This window comes from Aeromonas sp. WP2-W18-CRE-05, assembly GCF_014168615.1.
Classification (GTDB): Bacteria; Pseudomonadota; Gammaproteobacteria; order Enterobacterales; family Aeromonadaceae; genus Aeromonas; species Aeromonas caviae.
Window position 1 is genome coordinate 2,873,699 of sequence record NZ_AP021917.1, and the last position, 16,429, is coordinate 2,890,127.

Below are 16,429 nucleotides of genomic sequence, written 5' to 3' on the forward strand. Positions count from 1 at the left end.
GGTACACCGGCCCCGACGTGGCAAGCTCCAGGGGGCGATGTCAGCCCGGCGTGTTGCTGTGTTCCTCTGCTTGCTGATGTGTTCGCAGGCGTTGAGTAAAGGCGGGTGGCACAGACGTGGCATGGCGCGTGATGGCGAGCAAGATCTGCCCCATGACCGCCCGGGCGAGCATGGGGTGCCTCCTTTTATCTTTTCGTCTGCTCCTTCAATCACTCCACCAGCGTCTGCTCGATGCGGGCCCCAGGCATCATCTGCGTGAGACCGGCAATCAGCCTGTCGCCGGCATCCCACAAGGCCGTGCGCGGCATCGGCGGCAGACACTCCAGAATGAACCACATCCGGGGGGAAGAGAGGCTCAGGCGAGTGCGGATCCCCTGGCGCCAGTTCCAGCGGCGACAGGTGACGCCGAGATCGTCCCGCCACACCACCTCTCCGGGAGCCGGTGCCTCCTGGATTGGCAGCCCTTCTTTGAGGGTGTCAAAGCATTCGCTGCCATCGGCAATCACCAGGCGCGGCGTCCCCACATAGGCCGCCAGATCCTCCCCGCCCACGGGAATGGCATACTCGATGCTGATGGCGTTGTAGAGATCCACCACGGGATCGATGGCGGGCAAGACGCCATCGCGCAGCACCCGCTTGCGCAGTGCCTGGGCCGAACAGGGCGTGCGGGCAGGCTTGGCGCCAAACCCCTTGAACACCTGATCCCAGGCGGCCAGATGTTCAAGGGCCCAGGGGGCCTCGTCGGTGCCAAGGGCCGCACATGCCCGGGCCAGGGCCCGCTCCCCCACCAGAGTGTCAATCACGGGGGCGGCTTCCACCACGATGCTGAGGGCACAAAAACCCGGCGCCAACCTGGCTATCTCGGGGTCGATACGGGGGATCATCGGGAACATTCAGCACTCCTGGTCAAGGTTCATCAAGACGGGGGGGCGGAACGGGCACGGGCGCTCCCCTCTTTTCCTTCCCCCGCCAACGGTTGACACCATGATGAAGGGCACAGGGTCATAATAAAATTTACTTTATCTTAATTATGTTAAGTAAAACTGATGACTCAACCCTCTTTCCCATGAAAAATCGCCGCCCCGCAGCGCACCGCCCGGCCCCACTACCACACCCCGCCCATCCAATGCAGACCTGGGCAAGCCCACACCATTGCCCTGGCCGCTTTCCCCGTCACTCATGCTATTATCTGCGTCCAAACATGAGCCCATAAAATCAGGATATTGTGATGACCGACCACACTTTTATTCCCGGCAAGGACGCAGCGCTGGAAGACTCCATCGAACGCTTCCAGACCAAGCTGCAAGCCCTGGGGTTTGATATCGAAGAGGCCTCCTGGCTCAACCCCGTGCCCAACGTCTGGTCCGTGCACATCCGGGACAAGGAGTGCGCCCTCTGCTTCACCAACGGCAAGGGTGCCAGCAAGAAGGCGGCGCTCGCCTCCGCCCTTGGCGAGTATTTCGAGCGTCTCTCCACCAACTACTTCTTCGCCGATTTCTACCTGGGCGAGCAGGTCGCCAATGGCGACTTCGTCCACTACCCGAACGAGAAGTGGTTCCCCATCGAGGGGGATCAGCTTCCCACTGGTCTGCTCGACTCCTTCACCCGCAAGTTCTACAACCCGGACGGTGAAGTGACCGCCGACATGCTGGTGGACCTGCAATCCGGCAACGAGGAACGCGGCATCGTCGCCCTGCCCTTCGAGCGCCAGTCTGATCACCAGACCGTCTACATCCCGATGAACATCGTCGGCAACCTGTATGTTTCCAACGGCATGAGCGCCGGCAACACCCGCACCGAAGCCCGCACCCAGGGGCTGTCGGAGGTGTTCGAGCGCCACGTGAAGAACAAGATCATCGCCGAGGCCATCAGCCTGCCCCAGATCCCGGGCGAGGTCATCGCCCGTTACCCCGGCATCAAGGCGTCCATCGATGCACTGGAGGCCGAAGGCTTCCCCATCTACAGCTTCGATGCCTCCCTCGGCGGCCGTTATCCGGTCATCTGCGTGGTGCTGCTCAACCCGAGCAACGGCACCTGCTTTGCCTCCTTCGGCGCCCACCCGCGCTTCGAGGTCGCCTTCGAACGCACCGTCACCGAACTGCTGCAAGGGCGCAGCCTCAAGGATCTGGACGTCTTCGTACCGCCGTCGTTTGACAACGAGCAGGTGGCGGATCACCACAACCTGGAGACCCACTTCATCGACTCCTCCGGCCTCATCAGCTGGGATCTGTTCAAGGAAGAGTCCGACTTCGAGTTTGCCGACTGGGACTTCCGTGGCACCTCGCAAGAAGAGTTCGACCACCTGATCGGCATCTTCCACGAGCTGGAGCAGCCGGTCTACATCGCCGACTACGAGCACCTGGGTGTCTACGCCTGCCGTATCCTGGTGCCCGGCATGTCCGACATCTATCCGGTGGAAGATCTGCTGCTGGCCAACAACACCATGGGGGCCCACCTGCGGGAGACCATCCTGGCGCTGCCGGCGCTCGAGTGGGACGCAGAGCAGTACATGGCCCTGTTCGACCAGCTGGATGAAGAGGGTCACGACGAGCGGACCCGGGTGCGCGAGCTGCTCGGCATCGCCGCCGCCAAGGGCACTGCCCTGCACACCCTGCGCGTCGGTGAGCTCAAAGCCATGCTGGCGCTGGCCGCAGGCGACCTGGAGAGCGCCCTCGACCTCATCGACTGGACCATGGAGTTCAACCAGTCGGTGTTCCCGGCGGATCGCGCCGCTTACTACCGCGCCCTGCGCGCCTGCGTCGAGCTTTTCCTCGACGAGGATCGAGACCCCGAGCAGTACCGCCCGGTGTTCGCCCGCATGTTCGGGGAAGAGACCCTGGCACAGGCGTGGGCCAACGCCCGCGGCGAGGCGCGCTTCCACGGTCTGGAAGCCGCCGATCTCTCCCTCTCCCAGTTCCCGCTGCACCAGAAACTGCTGGCCGCTTACGAGAAATTGCAAAAAGCCAAACGAATCCATACCTGGAACTGATATGCTAGTGTGACGAAGGGGCCTTATGGCCCCTTCTGTTTTATGGTCTACGCTTTGGCTGGCCGTGCCACAAAGATGAAATAAAAGACAAAAAATACCTCTTAGGGGGTTGTTAATTTGGCACTCATGGTGCAGTGCGGCCGCACAGGTGCCTGGCCGGTACGTTTTTCAGGGCGCCCTTTATAAGTTCTTAAAAATCATAAAATTAATAACAGACCCATTTCTGTTTCACCTGAAACCTGGTGTAAAGAAACGCTTCCGGATGGCGAAAAATCCTGTAGTAAAATTACATTCACAATCTGTAATTCTTGATCGGAGTCAATTTTGGGGATCAGTCCCTTTGTTATGATTTCCACAGGCAAAATATGCAGGTACTGAGAATTGAAAGCAGAATCTCCCTTTGATTGTCTGAAGCCCGAAGCCATCGCCGCCCTGGCTGAAGACATTACCTATGCCAAGGCCACCAAGCCCGCATACAAGGTCATTCCCCTGGCCATCACCGCTGGCGCCTTCATCGCCATCGCCTTCGTCTTCTATATCACCGTCACCACGGGCTCAAGCGGCATGGCCTGGGGCATGTCCAAGCTGGTGGGCGGCATCTGCTTCTCCCTCGGTCTCATCCTCTGCGTCCTGCTCGGCGCCGAACTGTTCACCTCCACTACCCTCACCCTGGTAGCCAAGGCGGCGAATCGCATCAGCTGGGCCCAGCTGCTCAAGAACTGGGGACTGGTCTACTTCGGCAACCTCATCGGCGGTCTCATCATCGTCGGCCTCATCATCATGTCGGCGGAATACACGGCAGCGGATGGTCAGTGGGGGCTGAACGCCATGAAAGTGGCCCAGCACAAGATCCATCACACCTTCTTCGAGGCCGTGGCCCTTGGCATCCTCTGCAACCTCATGGTGTGTCTCGCCGTGTGGATGGCCTTCGGCGCCCGCAGCGCCACCGACAAGGTGATGGTGATGTTGCTCCCCGTCGCCATGTTCGTGGCCTCAGGTTTCGAGCACAGCATCGCAAACATGTTTATGATCCCGGTCGGTATCGCCATCCACAGCGTCGCGAGCCCGGAATTCTGGCAGGCCATCGGCCAGGATCCGGCAACCTTTGCCGACCTGACCGTATCCAACTTCGTCCTGCACAACCTCATTCCTGTCACCATCGGTAATATCATTGGTGGTGGCGTCATGGTTGGGCTGACTTACTGGTTTATCTTCCGTCGCCATCATTAAGGATGGCGGCAGACACATAAATACCTTGAGAGGTAATGAAAATGGCAGAACTTAACGAACAGTTCCAAAAAGCATGGGAAGGCTTCGCAGCCGGTGAATGGCAGACCTCTGTCAACACCCGTGACTTCATCCAGAAGAACTACACCCCGTATGAAGGTGACGAGTCCTTCCTGGCTGGCGCGACCGAAGCCACCACCAAGCTGTGGGACAAGGTCATGGAAGGCATCAAGATCGAGAACCGCACTCACGCGCCGGTCGATTTTGATACCGACCTGCCCTCCACCATTACCGCTCACGATGCCGGCTATATCGACCAGAGCCTGGAGCAAATCGTTGGTCTGCAGACCGACAAGCCGCTCAAGCGCGCCATCATCGCCAACGGCGGTATCAAGATGGTCAAGACCTCTTGCGAAGTGTACGGTCGTCAGCTTGACCCCATGGTCGAGAAGATCTTCACCGAGTACCGCAAGACTCACAACCAGGGCGTGTTCGACGTCTACACCAAAGACATCCTGAACTGCCGCAAGTCCGGCGTCATCACCGGTCTGCCGGATGCCTACGGCCGTGGCCGCATCATCGGTGACTACCGCCGTGTTGCCCTGTACGGTATCGACTTCCTGATGGCCGACAAACTGGCTCAGTTCAAGTCCCTGCAGGCTGACCTGGAAAACGGTGTCAACCTGGAAGCCACCATCCGTCTGCGCGAAGAGATCTCCGAGCAGCACCGTGCCCTGGCACAGATGAAGGTGATGGCTGCCAAATATGGCTGCGACATCTCCGTACCGGCCAAGACCGCCAAAGAAGCCGTACAGTGGACCTACTTCGCCTACCTGGCGGCGGTCAAGTCCCAGAACGGCGCGGCCATGTCCTTCGGTCGTACCTCCAGCTTCCTGGACATCTACATCGAGCGTGACCTGCAAAAAGGCCTGATCACCGAGCAAGAAGCCCAGGAGCTGATGGACCACATGGTCATGAAGCTGCGTATGGTTCGCTTCCTGCGTACCCCGGAATACGATTCACTGTTCTCCGGCGACCCGATGTGGGCCACCGAGACCCTGGCCGGTATGGGCGTTGATGGCCGTACCCTGGTCACCAAGAACAGCTTCCGTATGCTGAACACCCTGTACACCATGGGCCCGTCCCCTGAGCCGAACCTGACCATCCTGTGGTCCGAGAAGCTGCCGGTCGGTTTCAAGAAGTACTGCGCCAAGGTATCCATCGAGACCTCTTCCGTTCAGTACGAGAACGACGACCTGATGCGTCCGGACTTCAACAACGATGACTACGCCATCGCTTGCTGTGTGTCCCCGATGATCGTCGGCAAACAGATGCAGTTCTTCGGTGCCCGTGCCAACTTGGCCAAGACCATGCTGTATGCAATCAACGGCGGTATGGACGAGAAGCTCAAGATCCAGGTCGGTCCGAAGACCGAAATGGTCACCTCCGAGTACCTCGACTACAACGACGTGATGGACAGACTGGATCACTTCATGGACTGGCTGGCCAAGCAGTATGTCGCCGCCCTGAACATCATCCACTACATGCACGACAAGTACAGCTACGAAGCCTCCCTGATGGCGCTGCACGACCGTGACGTCTATCGCACCATGGCCTGTGGTATCGCCGGTCTGTCCGTCGCCGCTGACTCCCTGTCTGCCATCAAGTACGCCAAGGTCAAGCCGGTACGTGATGCCGATGGCGTCTCCATCGACTTCGAAATCGAAGGCGAGTACCCGCAGTTCGGCAACAACGACGCTCGCGTCGATGACATCGCCTGCGACCTGGTCGAGCGCTTCATGAAGAAGATTCAGAAGCTCAACACCTACCGCGGTGCCGTGGCTACCCAGTCCGTGCTGACCATCACCTCCAACGTGGTGTACGGCAAGAAGACCGGTAACACCCCGGATGGTCGTCGCGCCGGTGCGCCGTTCGGCCCGGGTGCCAACCCGATGCACGGTCGTGACCAGAAGGGTGCCGTTGCTTCCCTGACGTCCGTCGCCAAGCTGCCGTTCGCCTACGCCAAAGATGGTATCTCCTATACCTTCTCCATCGTGCCGAACGCCCTGGGTAAAGACATGGAAGCCCAGAAAGCCAACCTGGCCGGCCTGATGGATGGTTACTTCCACCACGAAGCCAACCTGGAAGGTGGTCAGCACCTGAACGTCAACGTGATGAACCGTGAAATGCTGCTGGACGCCATGGAAAACCCGGAGAAATATCCGCAGTTGACCATCCGCGTATCCGGTTATGCCGTTCGCTTCAACTCCTTGACCAAGGAGCAACAGCAAGACGTCATCACCCGTACCTTCACCGCTTCTCTGTAATAGCGTCTCGGTGAAACAAAACCGGCGCCCAGGCGCCGGTTTTTTTATGGCTGTTTGGCAGTGTGCAAGCCGCTTCCCACCTCCCAGGCCCGCTGGCTCGTGGGCTCTGACCCGCAGGCTCGACCAGACGTTAGCCTCCTAACGCCCCTCTCTATGATGCCCCTCTCCACTCCCCTCCTGCGCTTGATGCACGGATGTGCCACCGGCACTCAGGCACTCAGGCACTCAGGCACTCAGGTACTCAGGTACTCAGGTACTCAGGTTCTCAGGTTCTCAGGTTCTCAGGTTCTCAGGTTCTCAGGTTCTCAGGTTCTCAGGTTCTCAGGTTCTCAGGTTCTCAGGTTCTCAGGTTCTCAGGTTCTCAGGTTCTCAGGTTCTCAGGTTCTCAGGTTCTCAGGTTCTCAGGTTCTCAGGTTCTCAGGTTCTCAGGTTCTCAGGTTCTCAGGTTCTCAGGTTCTCAGGTTCTCAGGTTCTCAGGTTCTCAGGTTCTCAGGTTCTCAGGTTCTCAGGTTCTCAGGTTCTCAGAAAAGCAGAGCAGAACCATGCTCGACCACCACGAGTTTTGCATAGCAACCTCGATCTATTCCCTCTCCCCTTGGGAGAGGGTAAGGGTGAGGGGAAACCACTCTACATCGCTAGCAAGCGCCAGAAAGCTACAAGGGCTGCAGAGTGTGCTCTGCAGCCCTTGTGTCATGGATGCGGTTTAACGGGGGCTGGCTGCGTCAGGGGCGACCTCTCACGACTTCACGATGCTTTCATCTCACCATGAAGTTTCAAACTGCCTTTATCGCAAAAAACTGATCACTTATATGCCAAAAACAACAGGGGCAGCGAAGTCTCACTCCCCTGCCCCTGTAGTAAGCAATAAACGGCGGATTAAGGCTTAGCTCGCCCAGGTAATGATATGGTCGGCCCAGTCACCAGCCTGCGCCTCGTGCACTACCTTGCCGCGCACCGACTGGCCAGCCTGGTGCATGGCGCTGCGACTGCCGGTGATAAGGGGATGCCAAGTCGGCAGGGTCTGCCCTTCCGCCAGCAGGCGGTAGGCACAGGTAGAGGGCAGCCAGTTGAACTCGGCAATCTTGTCGTGGGTGATCTGCAGGCAGTCCGGCTCTTTCTTAAAGCGGTTGCCGTAATCGGAGCACTGGCAAGTCTTGGTATTGAGCAGATTGCAGGCCACGTTGGTGAACACCAGCTCCTCGGTGTCCTCGTCAATGAGCTTGTTCAGGCAGCACTTGCCGCAGCCGTCGCACAGGGACTCCCACTCCGTCATGGTCATCTCTTGCAGACTCTTCACCTGCCAAAAGGGGGCGTTCTGCACGGGTTCACTCTGCTGCATAAAAGTTGGCTCACTCAATACACTGACAAGCGCGTGGTTATACGCTTTTTGGCCCAATTTTTCAAGTTGAGTGGGAAAGTGTCAAAGAAGCGAAAGGTCAGAAATTGCGAGTAAACGTAGGGCTTAGCTGCACGTAAGATAACAGTTTGTAATTTGGATCCTGAGCCTTACTCGAAAATAACTTGTAAGAGTTTGATATTATCTTTGCGAACGTCTGATTACGCTGCACTCATCGAATCTCATAGGTTGACCCAGTAGTTACGATAGGTGCCTCAATAACTGTTATTTCGTTGCATTTTAAAAATCTGCAACGTAAGGATAACTGCATGAAGAAAGATTACTCGATCGAGGTTGTCATACTTTGCCCTGTATGTGGGAACACTCAGTTTGAAACTGTTTCAGATCTATTTTTCGTTTGTTCTGATTGCAAAAGTTAGTTCGATAAAGACTCTCTAATCGAGCAGAACACCATCTCAACAGAAACGGCGATTGAGGAACTAAAACAGGAGTTTTTAGCTGATTTAAAAAAAGACTTTAAAAAGCTTTTTAAAGGAACTAAATAATGACTCTAACCGATATAATTGCTCTTCCGGGAATTCAGATAATAAGTGCGACACTCATGGATGAATGGCGAGAGGTGGCCAACTGCTGATTGGTGGTACCCTTCTGCTCGCCAAAGTAAAAGCAGTATCACCATGAGCTATCAGCAGTTGACCGAGGGGCAACGATACCAGTTATCGGTGCTTCGCGCACAGGGGATGTCCATCCTTGCCACCGCACGCGCCATTGGCGTTCATCGCTCCACCCTCTACCGGGAGCTGCGTCGTAACGCCGGGCCGCAGGGCTACCAGCCAGACAATGCGCATCAGCACGCCACCCACCGACGGGCCAGTGCGGCCAAATCTCGGCTATCTGCCGATGTCATCCAGTTTGTCGAGCTGACACTCGCCTGGTGGTGGAGCCCGGAGCAGATAAGCGCGGTGGGCAAGCAGATAGGCCTCATGGTGAGTCACGAGTGGATATACCGCCATGTGGCCGCCGACAAAGCCCGGGGTGGCCAGTTGTACCGCCATCTGCGCCAGGGCCACAAGCGCTACCGCAAGGGGGCGAGCAGCCTGCGTTCTCCCATCAAGGAAGCCCGCTCTATTGATGAACGGCCGGCTATCGTCGATAGCCGGGAGCGGCTCGGTGATTGGGAGGCGGACACGGTGCTGGGCAAGCAAGGCACAGGTGCACTGGTCACCCTGGTGGAGCGCAAGAGCCGGCTCTATCTGGTCAAGCGGGTCGCGAGCAAACAGGCTGGGGTGGTGCGGGATGCGATAATCGAGATGTTAACGCCCTACATCGAGCAGGTGCATACCATCACCTTTGACAACGGCGGCGAGTTTGCCGAACACAAGGCGATAGAGGAAGCGCTGGGTGCCGAGACTTACTTTGCGCACCCTTACTCTTCGTGGGAGCGCGGTCTGAACGAGAACAGCAATGGGCTGTTGAGGCAGTTTATCCCAAAGGGAACAGACCTGAGAGAGGTCACGGACGAGGATGTCAGGAGAGCGGAGCAGTGGCTCAACCTACGACCTCGGAAATGTCTCGGATTCAGGCAGCCTGTCAAGGTATTCGAAGAGTACCGTCAGGCGGCATAGGCGAGTGTCGCACTTCGAAGTTGAATTCGCGTTCTGGCGTTGCTCCTATCTGCTTACTCTGCATACAAAATAATGGAGTTTAATCGGCGTCAGAATGAGTTTGCGAACACAGCTGATCATTTAAACAAGCTGCTATTACGTAGAGAACAAGATGACGCAGTAGACGCTATCAGCGCAGTTCTCAATGCTCGTGTTGTTAAAATCGGCAAAGGACATCGCTTAAAAATCTACAACAAAGGAAAGTCACCAGCTAGAAATATAACGTTAGAATGCCCTGTTGTTAGAGAGTTTTCGATCATGGATGATGCGCTTCCTATTGATGTCATACAACCAGGCGGAAACTTTGACCTGATTGTTGCTACTGCAATGGGAGCTCCATCTGCGGTAACAATCAAGCTGGTTTGGGATGATGAAAGAGGCCGCAATAGAGAGGTTGAAACCACCATTTCACCTTATGGGTCTTAGCTCATAGATTCGAGTAACACTGCTTATTCTGACATTCACGAACACCGATTACTATTTAAGATAGTCAGCCATAAAAAAGCCGCCCATTGGGCGGCTTTTTCAATTAGAGATAACAGGCTGACTTACCAGCCGGTTACTTCACGCAGGGCCTTGCCGATATCGGCGAGCGACCGCACGGTTTTCACGCCGGCATCTTCCAGTGCGGCAAATTTCTCGGCCGCGGTGCCTTTGCCACCGGCGATGATGGCGCCCGCATGACCCATGCGCTTGCCAGCCGGGGCGGTGACGCCCGCGATGTAGGAGACCACCGGCTTGGTGACGTGAGCCTTGATGTAGGCCGCCGCGTCTTCCTCGGCGTTGCCGCCGATCTCGCCGATCATCACGATGGCTTCGGTCTGCGGGTCATTCTGGAACATCTCCAGAATGTCGATGAAGTTGGAACCCGGGATGGGGTCGCCACCGATACCGACGCAGGTGGACTGGCCGAAGCCCTCGTCCGTGGTCTGCTTGACCGCTTCATAGGTCAGGGTGCCGGAGCGGGAGACGATGCCCACCTTGCCCGGCTTGTGGATGTGGCCAGGCATGATGCCAATCTTGCACTCACCCGGGGTGATGACGCCCGGGCAGTTCGGGCCAATCATGCGCACGCCGGTTTCCTGCAGCTTCACCTTGACCTGCAGCATGTCCAGGGTCGGGATGCCTTCGGTGATGGTGACGATGAGCTTGATGCCGGCATCGATGGCTTCCAGGATGGCGTCCTTACAGAACGGCGCCGGCACATAGATGACGGAGGCGGTGGCGCCGGTGGCTTCCACGGCGTCACGGACGGTGTTGAACACAGGCAGGCCCAGGTGAGTGGTGCCGCCCTTGCCCGGGGAGACGCCGCCGACCATCTGGGTACCGTAGGCAATGGCCTGTTCGGAGTGGAAGGTACCCTGACCGCCGGTAAAGCCCTGGCAGATCACCTTGGTGTCTTTGTTGATCAGAACGCTCATTATTTGGCCTCCGCTGCTTTTACCACTTGCTGAGCTGCGTCAGTCAGACTCGTTGCGGCGATGATATTGAGGCCGCTGTCGGCCAGTTTACGGGCACCCAGTTCGGCATTGTTGCCTTCCAGACGCACCACCACGGGCACTTTCACCCCCACTTCCTTCACGGCACCGATGATGCCTTCCGCGATCATGTCGCAGCGCACGATGCCACCGAAGATGTTGACCAGCACGGCTTGTACCTTGCTGTCGGAGAGGATGATCTTGAAGGCCTCGGTCACGCGCTCCTTGGTGGCGCCGCCGCCGACGTCCAGGAAGTTGGCCGGGGAACCGCCGTGCAGGTTGACGATGTCCATGGTACCCATGGCCAGGCCGGCGCCGTTGACCATGCAGCCGATGTTGCCATCGAGCGCCACATAGTTCAGCTCCCACTGGGCGGCGTGCGCTTCGCGGGGGTCATCCTGGGACGGATCGTGCATCTCGCGCAGTTTGGGCTGACGGTACAGGGCGTTGGCGTCGATGTTGATCTTGCCGTCGAGGCAGTGCAGGTTGCCCTTGTCGGTGATGACCAGGGGGTTGATCTCCAGCAGGGCGAAATCGCAGTCCAGGAACATCTGGCCCAAGCCCATGAAGATCTTGGTGAACTGCTTGATCTGATCGCCGACCAGACCCAGCTTGAAGGCCAGCTCGCGGGCCTGATAAGGCTGCGGGCCTACCAGGGGATCGATGGCAGCCTTGTGAATGAGTTCCGGGGTTTCGTGGGCGACTTTCTCAATCTCCACACCACCTTCGGTGGAAGCCATGAAGACCACGCGGCGAGAGCCACGGTCGACCACGGCGCCCAGGTACAGTTCCTTGGCGATGTCGGTGCAGGACTCCACCAGGATCTTGGTAACCGGCTGACCATTGGCGTCAGTCTGATAGGTCACCAGGTTCTTGCCGAGCCAGTTCTGGGCGAAGGCGCGGATCTCGTCCTTGCTCTTGGCCAGCTTGACGCCGCCCGCCTTGCCGCGGCCACCGGCGTGGACCTGGCACTTGACGACCCAGGTGTTGCCGCCAATCTTGTCGGCCGCTTCGGCCGCTTCCTGTGGGGTGGCACAGGCATAACCTTCGGAGACCGGCAGGCCATACTCGGCAAACAGCTGTTTTGCCTGATATTCATGCAGATTCATAGATGCTCTATCCGTGTTGTAGGTATTTCCGTCCGGGGCTCGTGTTTCTCAATCCCCTGTGAATGGGGGCCTGGGCGGCCCCTCGTTATCTTTCAGTCACGCTTGCTCAGACATCCAGCAGCAGACGAGTCGGGTCTTCCAGCAGCTCCTTGATGGAGACCAGGAAGCCCACGGACTCGCGGCCGTCGATGATGCGGTGATCGTAGGAGAGCGCCAGGTACATCATCGGCAGGATCTCGACCTTGCCGTCGACGGCCATGGGGCGGTCCTGGATCTTGTGCATGCCCAGAATGGCGCTCTGGGGCGGGTTGATGATGGGGGTGGACATCAGGGAGCCGAACACGCCACCGTTGGTGATGGTGAAGTTGCCACCAGTCAGTTCATCCACGGTCAGCTTGCCGTCACGGCCCTTGCCCGCCAGATCCTTGATGGCCTTCTCGATGTCCGCCAGGCTCATGTTGTCGCAGTCACGCAGCACCGGGGTCACCAGACCACGGGGGGTGGAGACGGCGATGCTGACATCGAAGTAGTTGTGGTAGACGATGTCGTCACCATCCAGCGCGGCGTTCACTTCCGGGTAGCGCTTGAGGGATTCGACCACGGCCTTCACATAGAAGGACATGAAGCCGAGCTTGATGCCGTGCTTCTTCTCGAAGATCTCGCCGTACTGCTTGCGCAGCTTCATGATGGGCGCCATGTTGATCTCGTTGAAAGTGGTCAGCATGGCGGTGGTGTTCTTGGCCTCCAGCAGACGCTCGGCGATGCGCTTGCGCAGACGGGTCATGGGCACACGCTTCTCGGTGCGACCGGCCAGCGGCGCGACCGGGGCGGCAGCCACGGGAGCGGCAGCAGTCGGCGCAGCCACCGGAGCCTTGCCCAGATTCTTGATGAAGGCTTCCACGTCTTCCTTGGTGACACGACCACCCTTGCCGGTGCCGGTCAGCTTGGCGACGTCGATGTCGTGCTCGGCCACCATGCGGCGCACGGAAGGGCTCAGGCCATCGGCAGCGTCATCGGCCACGGCTTCCACCGGCTTCTCGCTGGTCGCTTCACCGGCAACGGGGGCCGGCTTGAGCATGGCGATCAGCTGGCGGGAGAGCACGGTCGCCCCTTCGCTCTGCAGGATGTCGCCCAGTACGCCGGCTTCCGGTGCGGGCACTTCCAGCACGACTTTATCGGTTTCGATGTCAACCAGCACTTCGTCACGGGCAACCAGATCACCCGGTTTCTTGTGCCAGGTCGCGATGGTGGCATCCGCCACTGATTCCGGCAGGTCCGGTACCTTGATCTCGATAGTCATGTAATCAGTTCCTTGTTACTTCTTGGCCAGCAGGCTTGTTCCAGGTCAGAGAGGGTCCCGACACGGGCCCTCTCATCCACAACTCGTTATTCCAGGGTAAGGGCGTCTTCCACCAGTGCTTTTTGCTGCTTGGCGTGGACGGACATGTAACCGACGGCCGGTGAGGCCGAGGCCGGGCGACCGGCATAACGCAGACGGGCATGGCTTGGCAGCACGCTGTCGTAGTGATGACGGGTGCTGTACCAGGCGCCCTGGTTCTGCGGCTCTTCCTGACACCAGACGAAGTCGGTGACATGGCTGTAATCGGCCAGGATGGCGCGCACTTCCTCTTCCGGGAAGGGGTAGAGCTGCTCGATCCGAACCAGAGCCACGTCCTGCTGCTCGGCCTTGCGACGGGCATCGAGCAGGTCGTAGTAGACCTTGCCGGAGCAGAAGACCACGCGCTTGACGCCTTTGGGATCCAGCGCATCGATCTCGCCGATGGCGTTCAGGAAGGTGCCCTCTGCCAGCTCTTCGAGCTTGCTCACCGCCAGCGGGTGGCGCAGCAGGGATTTGGGCGTCATCACGATGAGCGGACGGCGCATCGGGCGCACTACCTGACGACGCAGCATGTGGAACACCTGCGCCGGGGTGGAGGGCACGCACACCTGCATGTTGTGCTGGGCGCACATCTGCAGGTAACGCTCCAGACGGGCGGAGGAGTGCTCCGGGCCCTGCCCCTCGTAACCGTGGGGCAGCAGCATGGTCAGGCCGCACATCCGGCCCCACTTCTGCTCGCCGGAGGAGAGGAACTGATCCACCACCACCTGGGCGCAGTTGGCAAAGTCACCGAACTGGGCTTCCCAGATGGTGAGACCGGCCGGCTCCGCGCTGGCGTAGCCATACTCGAACGCCAGGACCGCGTTCTCGGTCAGCACGGAGTCGTACACCTCGAACGGACCCTGCTCGTCATGCAGGTTGCACAGCGGGGTGTAGGTGCTGGCATCGGTCTGGCTGTGCAGCACGGCGTGGCGATGGAAGAAGGTGCCGCGCCCGGAGTCTTCCCCGGTGAAGCGAATGCGGGAGCCCTTGTCCACCAGGGTGGCGTAGGCCAGCGTCTCGGCAAAGCCCCAGTCCACCAGCTTCTCACCGGCGGCCATCAGGCGACGGTCTTCGTAGATCTTCTCGACCTGGCGTTGCAGCACATGGGTGGCCGGGTACTGGCTGATGCGCTCGCCCAGGGCCTTCAGATGATCCATGGGCACAGTGCTGTCATAGGCCATGGCCCAGTCGTGACCCAGATACGGGGTCCAGTCCACGGAGTGCAGCTCCATGGGGCGCCATTCCTTGCTCACCCGCTCGCCCCGATCCAGGGTATCGCGATAGTCGTTGACTAGCGTGGTGGCCAGCTCAGGCGCGATGGCTCCTTCGGCGATCAGCTGATCGGCGTAGATCTTGCGCGGAGTCGGGTGCTGCTTGATCTTCTGATACATCAGGGGCTGGGTCGCGCTCGGCTCGTCAGCCTCGTTGTGGCCGTGACGACGGTAGCAGACCAGCTCGATCACCACATCGCGCTTGAAGGTGTTGCGGTAATCCAGGGCGATCTGGGTCACCAGCACCACGGCTTCCGGGTCATCCCCGTTGACGTGCAGCACAGGGGCCTGCACCGCCTTGGCGATGTCGGTGCAATATTCGGTGGAGCGCAGGTCACGGATATAGGAGGTGGTGAAGCCCACCTGGTTGTTGATGACGATGCGCACCGTCCCGCCCACGCCATAGGCACGGGTCTGGGACATGTTGAAGGTCTCGGCAACGACTCCCTGCCCCGCGATGGCGGAGTCACCGTGGATGGTGATGGGCAGGACGCTGGAGCCGTCCTTGTCACCGCGACGATCCATACGGGCACGCACGGAGCCGATGACCACGGGGTTGACGATCTCGAGGTGAGACGGGTTGAAGGCGAGCGCCAGATGGACGTTGCCGCCCGGGGTGGCGAAGTCGGAGGAGAAGCCCATGTGGTACTTCACATCCCCCGTGCCCCAGGATTCGCCGTGCTTGCCGGCAAACTCGTCGAACAGGTCCTGGGCGCGCTTGCCCAGCACGTTGATGAGCACGTTGAGGCGACCGCGGTGGGCCATGCCGATGACGGCTTCCTTGCAACCCTGCTCACCGGCGCGGCGAATAAGCTCTTTGAGCATGGGCACCATGGCATCGCCCCCTTCCAGGGAGAAACGCTTGGCCCCAGGGAACTTGGCACCCAGGTATTTTTCCAGCCCTTCGGCGGCGGTCAGGCTCTCGAGGAAGCGAGTCTTCTCTTCGAGGGTATAGTTGCCCTTCCCTTCGATGGATTCCAGCCTGTCTTGCAGCCAGCGCTTCTCCTCGGTGGAGGTGAGGTGCATGTAGTCGGCGCCGATGCTGCCGCAATAGGTTTTCTTCAGCGAGGCATACAGATCGGAGAGCACCATGGTCTCGCGACCGATGGCGTAGGAGCCCACATTGAAGGTGGCCTCCATGTCTGCACCTTGCAGGTTGTGGAAGGCCGGATCCAGCTCGGCGACCGGCTCGCGCTGCCACAGACCCAGGGGGTCCAGGTTGGCGTTCTGGTGACCGCGGAAGCGGAAGGCGTTGATCAGTTGCAGTACGCGAACCTGTTTGGCATCCACCTGGGGATCGGAGACGGGAGCGCTGTAACGGGAGGAGTCCTTGGCCAGGCGGCGGAAATAGTCGCGAACCTGGGAGTGGGGTTGTTCTACTGCATGTCCGTTGACCTGGGGCAGCGACTGGAACAGGCTGCGCCATTCGTCGGCAACGGAGTCGGGGTTTTCCAGGAAGGATTCGTACAAATCCTCAATGTAGCTTGCATTCGCACCAGCCAGGTGAGATGACTCCAACCAGGCCTTCATCACGCCGTTATGCATTTCTATCCCTTGTACATCTTGTTCGCTGCACTGCAGCTTGTAGGGTCATAGCCATCCCGGGGCGGGATGGCTATCCAGAGG

11 protein-coding genes are annotated in these 16,429 nt (G+C 59.0%); 5 read left to right on the top strand and 6 right to left on the bottom strand.

The genetic code is table 11. The features are described from left to right. Positions 1-209: 209 nt before the first annotated feature. A complete protein-coding gene (locus tag H7R73_RS13415) occupies positions 210-893 on the bottom strand; it encodes a B3/B4 domain-containing protein (protein WP_103260005.1) in 684 nt (227 codons plus the stop codon). 335 nt (positions 894-1,228) lie between these two features. On the opposite strand from H7R73_RS13415, the gene ycaO reads away from it, so the two are divergent. The 3 genes from ycaO (at position 1,229) to pflB (ending at position 6,543) form a co-directional block, all read left to right on the top strand. Continuing rightward, entirely contained in the window at positions 1,229-2,989 is a 1,761-nt protein-coding gene (ycaO, locus tag H7R73_RS13420) for a 30S ribosomal protein S12 methylthiotransferase accessory factor YcaO (protein WP_103260004.1), read from the top strand. A 381-nt stretch (positions 2,990-3,370) separates the two neighbouring features. After that, the gene (gene focA, locus H7R73_RS13425) at positions 3,371-4,219 is read left to right on the top strand and encodes a formate transporter FocA (RefSeq protein WP_010674505.1); all 849 of its coding nucleotides are present in this window, start codon (positions 3,371-3,373) and stop codon (positions 4,217-4,219) included. 41 nt (positions 4,220-4,260) lie between these two features. After that, positions 4,261-6,543 (top strand): formate C-acetyltransferase, encoded by a 2,283-nt coding sequence (gene pflB, locus H7R73_RS13430; protein WP_010674504.1) that lies wholly within the window; start codon positions 4,261-4,263, stop codon positions 6,541-6,543. An 883-nt stretch (positions 6,544-7,426) separates the two neighbouring features. Here the strand turns inward: pflB and H7R73_RS13435 are convergent. Further along, on the bottom strand, positions 7,427-7,882 hold the full coding sequence (locus H7R73_RS13435) for a YcgN family cysteine cluster protein (RefSeq protein WP_103260003.1): 456 nt from the start codon (positions 7,880-7,882) through the stop codon (positions 7,427-7,429). A 695-nt stretch (positions 7,883-8,577) separates the two neighbouring features. Between H7R73_RS13435 and H7R73_RS13440 the strand changes: the two genes are divergently transcribed. Together H7R73_RS13440 and H7R73_RS13445 are read left to right on the top strand one after the other, a co-directional pair. Then, positions 8,578-9,525 carry an IS30-like element ISAs2 family transposase gene (locus tag H7R73_RS13440; RefSeq protein WP_019706001.1) on the top strand — a complete coding sequence of 316 codons (948 nt, stop codon included), beginning with the start codon at positions 8,578-8,580 and terminating at the stop codon, positions 9,523-9,525. A gap of 72 nt (positions 9,526-9,597) precedes the next feature. Continuing rightward, positions 9,598-9,990, top strand: a complete 393-nt coding sequence (locus H7R73_RS13445) for a hypothetical protein (protein WP_182951167.1) — start codon at positions 9,598-9,600, stop codon at positions 9,988-9,990. Between the two features lie 122 nt (positions 9,991-10,112). Here the strand turns inward: H7R73_RS13445 and sucD are convergent, their stop codons facing one another. From sucD to sucA, 4 genes are all read right to left on the bottom strand, one after another. Further along, the gene (sucD, locus tag H7R73_RS13450) at positions 10,113-10,985 is read right to left on the bottom strand and encodes a succinate--CoA ligase subunit alpha (RefSeq protein ID WP_042015506.1); all 873 of its coding nucleotides are present in this window, start codon (positions 10,983-10,985) and stop codon (positions 10,113-10,115) included. Next, positions 10,985-12,151, bottom strand: coding sequence for an ADP-forming succinate--CoA ligase subunit beta (gene sucC, locus H7R73_RS13455; RefSeq protein WP_005300220.1), 1,167 nt, complete (start codon positions 12,149-12,151; stop codon positions 10,985-10,987). The genes sucD and sucC overlap by 1 nt, the downstream gene beginning before the upstream one ends. Positions 12,152-12,257: 106 nt before the next feature. Beyond that, positions 12,258-13,451 (bottom strand): 2-oxoglutarate dehydrogenase complex dihydrolipoyllysine-residue succinyltransferase, encoded by a 1,194-nt coding sequence (gene odhB, locus H7R73_RS13460; protein WP_042863770.1) that lies wholly within the window; start codon positions 13,449-13,451, stop codon positions 12,258-12,260. 86 nt (positions 13,452-13,537) lie between these two features. After that, on the bottom strand, positions 13,538-16,348 hold the full coding sequence (gene sucA, locus H7R73_RS13465) for a 2-oxoglutarate dehydrogenase E1 component (protein ID WP_103260002.1): 2,811 nt from the start codon (positions 16,346-16,348) through the stop codon (positions 13,538-13,540). Positions 16,349-16,429: the final 81 nt, after the last annotated feature.

Excerpts from the sequence above, each read along its gene's own strand:
- H7R73_RS13445 (WP_182951167.1), top strand. The coding sequence starts at position 9,598 with ATGGAGTTTAATCGGCGTCAGAATGAGTTTGCGAACACAGCTGATCAT.
- H7R73_RS13435 (WP_103260003.1), bottom strand. The coding sequence starts at position 7,882 with ATGCAGCAGAGTGAACCCGTGCAGAACGCCCCCTTTTGGCAGGTGAAG.
- sucD (WP_042015506.1), bottom strand. The coding sequence starts at position 10,985 with ATGAGCGTTCTGATCAACAAAGACACCAAGGTGATCTGCCAGGGCTTT.
- sucC (WP_005300220.1), bottom strand. The coding sequence starts at position 12,151 with ATGAATCTGCATGAATATCAGGCAAAACAGCTGTTTGCCGAGTATGGC.
- pflB (WP_010674504.1), top strand. The coding sequence starts at position 4,261 with ATGGCAGAACTTAACGAACAGTTCCAAAAAGCATGGGAAGGCTTCGCA.
- ycaO (WP_103260004.1), top strand. The coding sequence starts at position 1,229 with ATGACCGACCACACTTTTATTCCCGGCAAGGACGCAGCGCTGGAAGAC.
- odhB (WP_042863770.1), bottom strand. The coding sequence starts at position 13,451 with ATGACTATCGAGATCAAGGTACCGGACCTGCCGGAATCAGTGGCGGAT.
- sucA (WP_103260002.1), bottom strand. The coding sequence starts at position 16,348 with ATGCATAACGGCGTGATGAAGGCCTGGTTGGAGTCATCTCACCTGGCT.
- H7R73_RS13415 (WP_103260005.1), bottom strand. The coding sequence starts at position 893 with ATGTTCCCGATGATCCCCCGTATCGACCCCGAGATAGCCAGGTTGGCG.
- H7R73_RS13440 (WP_019706001.1), top strand. The coding sequence starts at position 8,578 with ATGAGCTATCAGCAGTTGACCGAGGGGCAACGATACCAGTTATCGGTG.